The sequence below is a fragment of the Streptomyces sp. OfavH-34-F genome (genome assembly GCF_022347745.1).
Lineage (GTDB): Bacteria > Actinomycetota > Actinomycetes > Streptomycetales > Streptomycetaceae > Streptomyces.
Genome location: NZ_JAKRGC010000415.1, coordinates 1 through 4,561, shown reverse-complemented (window position 1 = coordinate 4,561; position 4,561 = coordinate 1). Strand labels below are relative to the sequence as shown.

At 74.8% G+C, this 4,561-nt stretch carries 5 protein-coding genes and 2 pseudogenes; 1 reads left to right on the top strand and 6 read right to left on the bottom strand.

The genetic code is table 11. From position 1 onward, the window contains the following. The 4 genes and pseudogenes from MHW47_RS32340 to MHW47_RS32325 form a co-directional block, all read right to left on the bottom strand. Window positions 1-182: pseudogene (locus tag MHW47_RS32340) on the bottom strand (DUF952 domain-containing protein); the annotation flags it as partial. Continuing rightward, window positions 179-535: a DUF952 domain-containing protein gene (locus tag MHW47_RS32335; RefSeq protein WP_239227416.1), complete on the bottom strand. Its 357-nt coding sequence runs from the start codon at window positions 533-535 to the stop codon at window positions 179-181. The gene MHW47_RS32335 and the pseudogene MHW47_RS32340, both read right to left, overlap by 4 nt. 95 nt (window positions 536-630) lie before the next feature. Next, window positions 631-1,632, bottom strand: a complete 1,002-nt coding sequence (locus tag MHW47_RS32330) for an NAD-dependent epimerase/dehydratase family protein (protein ID WP_239227417.1) — start codon at window positions 1,630-1,632, stop codon at window positions 631-633. A gap of 98 nt (window positions 1,633-1,730) precedes the next feature. After that, complete coding sequence (locus MHW47_RS32325; RefSeq protein ID WP_239227415.1) at window positions 1,731-2,675, bottom strand: LysR family transcriptional regulator; 945 nt, start codon at window positions 2,673-2,675, stop codon at window positions 1,731-1,733. 278 nt (window positions 2,676-2,953) lie between these two features. Between MHW47_RS32325 and snpA the strand changes: the two genes are divergently transcribed. After that, the gene (snpA, locus tag MHW47_RS32320) at window positions 2,954-3,595 is read left to right on the top strand and encodes a snapalysin (protein WP_374230186.1); all 642 of its coding nucleotides are present in this window, start codon (window positions 2,954-2,956) and stop codon (window positions 3,593-3,595) included. A gap of 117 nt (window positions 3,596-3,712) precedes the next feature. Here the strand turns inward: snpA and MHW47_RS32315 are convergent, their stop codons facing one another. Together MHW47_RS32315 and MHW47_RS32310 are read right to left on the bottom strand one after the other, a co-directional pair. Beyond that, window positions 3,713-4,072 carry a GntR family transcriptional regulator gene (locus tag MHW47_RS32315; RefSeq protein ID WP_239227413.1) on the bottom strand — a complete coding sequence of 120 codons (360 nt, stop codon included), beginning with the start codon at window positions 4,070-4,072 and terminating at the stop codon, window positions 3,713-3,715. 2 nt (window positions 4,073-4,074) lie between these two features. Then, window positions 4,075-4,561, bottom strand: a pseudogene (locus MHW47_RS32310) (DUF1648 domain-containing protein); the annotation flags it as partial.

The window sequence follows — 4,561 nt, the reverse complement described above, 5'->3', positions numbered from 1 at the left end:
GCCGGGTCGGCGCCGGGGATGTCGGGCAGCCGGGAGGGGTCGCGGCCGAGCAGCCGGACGGGGACTCCGGCGCGGGCCAGCCGGGTGGCGACCCGGCCGCCGAGGACGCCGCTCGCCCCGGTGACGGCGGTGAGGGGGCCGCTGCCGACGGTCTCGGGCGGGGTGTCGGAGGCGGGGCTCATGCGCGGGTGCCTCCCCCGGGCTGCCAGGGGCGCACGTCCACGACCGCGTCGACGGGGAGGGGCCCGTAGATGTGCGGGAAGTCCTCGCCGCCGGGTTCGCCGGGCTCGTACCGCACCGGCGCGGTGAGCCGGTCGGGGTCGATGACGAGCACCACGAGGTCCTGCTCCACGGCGCCGGGGCGGCTGCCCGGGCCGTACAGCGCCTCGGCCACGGCGGGCAGTTGGTGGGGCAGCGAGCAGTGGATGAAGCCCTCCTCGTGCAGGGTGCGGCCGCGGGTGGACATCTCGTACGTCCCGATTCCGCGGGCCGCCTCCCAGAGCGGGCCTTCGGTGAGGTGCAGCAGTTCAGCCATGGGCCGAGGCTAACGCGGCGGCGGCCGCCCGGCCCGGCCCTGTGGATAACTCCTGACCGCGTCGGCGCGTCCCCGCCCGGCGCGGCCAACAGGCCCTATCCGGCCAGCAGCTTCGCCTCCGTCTCCGGGTCGAGGCCGGTGGCCGGACGGTCGGGGCGCCGGGGGGCCTCGCCGTCCAGCCCGCGCAGCCAGGTCCAGGTGTCGGCGACGGTCTCCCCGACGGGGCGGCAGCGCAGCCCCGCCGCGTACGCCAGGCCGACATCGCCCTGGTGGAGGGTGTCGTACAGCTCCCCCGGCGGCAGCCACACGGGCAGGTCGGTCCACGGTTCGACGCCCGCCGCGAGGATCGTCTCCGCCGGGGTCCAGCGCAGTTCGGCGTCGGAGCCGGTGGCGCGCACACAGGCGTCGAGCAGTCCGCCCATGGTGGTGTGCCCCGGTTCGCTGACCAGGTTGTAGGGGCCGTGCAGCCCGCGCTCCGCCGCGTCGAGCACCCAGTCGGCGAGGTCGCGCACGTCGATGTACTGGATGTCGGTGTCCGGGGTGCCGGGGGCCAGGACCGGGCCGCCGCGGGCGATCCGGTTCAGCCACCAGGGCAGCCGGCCGATGTTCTCCCAGGGGCCGAGGATCAGCCCGGCCCTGGCGAGGAGCGCCCGGTCGCCGAAGGCGTCCAGCGCGGCCAGTTCGCCGCCGCGTTTGGCGAGCGCGTACGACTCGCCGTCCCCCGCGTCCGGCGAGGCTCCCTGCACCACCGGGCCGTCCTCGGTGAGCCCGGCCGGTGCCGGATAGTCGTACACCGAACGGCTGGATATATACGTGTACCGGGCGGCGCGGGAGGCGAGCAGCCGGGCCGCGTCCCGGACCGCGCGGGGCGCGCCGCTCCAGGTGTCCACCACGAGGTCCCAGGATTGGCCCCCGCCGTCGGGCGTCCCGGCGGCGGCGAGGGCGGCCAGGCCGTCCCCGGTGGTGCGGTCGCCGATGAGCGCGGCCGCGCCGGGCGGGGGCGCGTGGTGGCCCCGGTGGAAGACCGTGACCTGCCAGCCCCGGGCGAGGGCCGCCTCGGTGACGGCCCGGCCGACGAACTGCGTACCGCCCAGCATCAATAGCCTCATGGGACGACTCTGCCCCGTACCGGCGCGGTCCGGAACGGTCCACGCTCTCGGCTGAATCACCGGAACCGGGAACTCCCGCCCCGGGGTCAGGAGCGGGCGAGCGGGCTGCGGTGGCGCAGCAGCCACTGGTGGTATCCGGCCACCCGCCGCGCCGCCTCCCGGTAGGCCGCCTCCAGTTCCTCGTAGGCGGCGGTCATGTCCGCGCCGGGCCGGGAGACGAGCAGCAGCCGTACGGCCAGGGGGTCGTCGCGCAGGGGGCGGATCGCCATGTCGTCGCGGGGGCCCGAGGTCGGCTGGCAGGGGGCGACCGCCTCGCCCAGGACAACGAGGGAGGCGGCGGTGAGGTAGTCGCCGTGCAGCACGACGGGGGCCACCCCCGCCTCGCTGAACACCCGGCGCAGGCCGTCCCACTCGCCGTCCACCGTGGGGTCCACCATCCACCGGTCGGCGGCCAGGTCGGCCAGGTCCACGACGGGCAGGGCGGCGGCCGGGTGGTCGCGGGCCATGGAGACGAACTGCGGTTCGCGCTCCACGAGCACCCGCTGCTCCAGCCCGTCCGGGACGGTGAGCGGACAGCCCTCCACCTCGTGCACGAAGGCGACGTCCAGTCCGCCGGCGCCGACGGCGCGGAGCAGGGCGTGCGCGGAGACGTCCACCCGCAGCGAGATGTCCGTCCCGGGCAGCCGGTGACGCAGCCGGCGCAGCCAGCCGCCGATCACCCGGCTCGCGGTGCAGCCGATGCGCAGCCGGGGCCCTTCGGCGTGGGCGGCCTCCGCCTTGGCGTCGCTGACCAGGGCGCTCAGGCCGTCGACGAGGGGGCGGGCGCGGCTGAGGACGGCACGGCCCAGGAGGGTGGGGCGGCAGCCGGTGCGTTCGCGGCTGAACAGTTCGGCGCCCAGGGCGTTCTCGATGCGGCGCAGCTGGGTGGTGAGCGCGGGCTGGCTCACGCCCAGGGTGCGGGCCGCCCGGTGCAGGCTGCCGGTGTCGGCTATGGCGCACAGCGCCCTGAGGTGTCTCACCTCAAGCTCCATGCTGCCGAGATTAGGGCGGTGCGTCCGGTCGCACCATGGGCCGTAACCCTGCCAAAGACGGGCGATTCACCGGGCGTTGGGCAAGGGGAAAGCCGATGTGCACGAAAGGGACGCCGGGTGGTGATAAGGCCGCGTTATCACCGGCTGACATCATCCGCGCGGGCTCCGGTTCCCCGAAACTCTCTCCGTACCACCCCCGTCCGAGTCCGTTCATCGGACGGGTTCCCCTGACAGGTAACTGGTAGGAGACCCCCCACATGAGACACCCCAGGACCGTCATGTCGGCCGTGTTCGGCCTCGGCCTCTCGCTCGCCGCCGCGCTGGGCACCGCGCCCGCGATCGCCGCTCCGGTGGCCGCCCCCGCCCCGTCCGCCCAGCTGGCGTACACGGCGAAGTCCGGTACGCAGGAGAACGCCGCGGGCAACAAGGCGTTCTTCGAGGCGGTCGCGAAGTCGGTGGCGGAGAAGCGGGCGGCCAATCCGGGCGCCGCGTCCGTCACGGTCGTCTACAGCGCCGCCAACGCGCCGAGCTTCCGTTCCCAGATATCCAGCAGCGCCTCGATCTGGAACAGCTCGGTCTCCTCCGTCCGTCTCCAGGAGGGCTCGAACGCCGACTTCAGGTACTACGAGGGCAATGACTCGCGCGGCTCCTACGCGAGCACCGACGGGCACGGCCGGGGCTACATCTTCCTGGACTACGCGCAGAACCGGCAGTACAACTCGACCCGCGTCACCGCCCACGAGACCGGCCACGTGCTGGGCCTCCCGGACCACTACTCGGGTCCGTGCAGCGAGCTGATGTCGGGCGGCGGTCCCGGCACGTCCTGCACCAACCCGTACCCGAACGCCGCCGAGCGGAACCGGGTGAACTACCTGTGGCAGTACGGCTTCGCGGCCGCGCTGACCAAGGCCGGTTCCTGACCGCACCGCCTCACCGACGGGCCGCCTCGCAGGACGAGGCGGCCCGTCGCCGTGTGCCGGCACCGTATCGCCGTGAGCCGGCACGGCGGCGCCGTCAGCCGGGACACGGTTTCGCCGTCAGCCGGTGCCGTACTCGGTGCGCACCAGGGTCAGGAGTTCGTCCACGGTCAGGCCGAGGCCGCGCGCCTCGCCGACCGTCTCGCGGACCCGTTCGAGGAGGCGCGCACGGTGCGGGGAGGCTCCGTCGGCGATGGCGGCGCCCCTGCCCCGGCGCAGTTCGATCAGGCCCTCCTCGCGCAGCCGCTGGTAGCCGCGCAGCACCGTGTGGACGTTGACGCCGAGCGAATCGGCCAGGACGCGCGCGGCGGGCAGCCGTTCGCCGGGGGCCGCCGCGCCGTCGGCCACGGCGCGGCGTACGCAGGCGGCGATCTGGTCGCCGAGCGGCACGGTGGAGGTGGGATCGACCCGGAACAGCATCGTCAGTGGTCCGTTCGGCGCTGGTCGATCAGGGTGTTGAGGAGCGCCGCCGCGGTCGCCGAGTCGTCCACCGTGACCTCGAAGTCCCGGCCGCCGGCCAGTCGGGCCACGAGGCCCTCGCCGGAGCGGATCATGACCCCGGTGCGGCCGGGCCGGATGCGGTAGCCCCAGCCGCCGTACTCGCTGAGCGGTTCGATGTCGCGGCTGGACGCCGCTTCGATCCGGTCGAGCGGCACCCTGACGCGGGGCCAGGGCAGCAGTCCGGAGACGGTGATCCCGCGCCGGTCCACTGTCACGTACGGGCGGGCGAAGGACGCGATGAGGGCGCCGAGGACGAGCGCGGGCACGGCGACCGGCCAGGCCGCCACGAACAGCAGGACGACGCCGGCGCCCAGGACGACGAGCGCGGTCAGCGGCAGCCACCAGGACCCGGCGCTGCGGGCCCACCCGGCGACCTCCCCCGCGCCCAGTTCGATCCGCCCGCCCGCC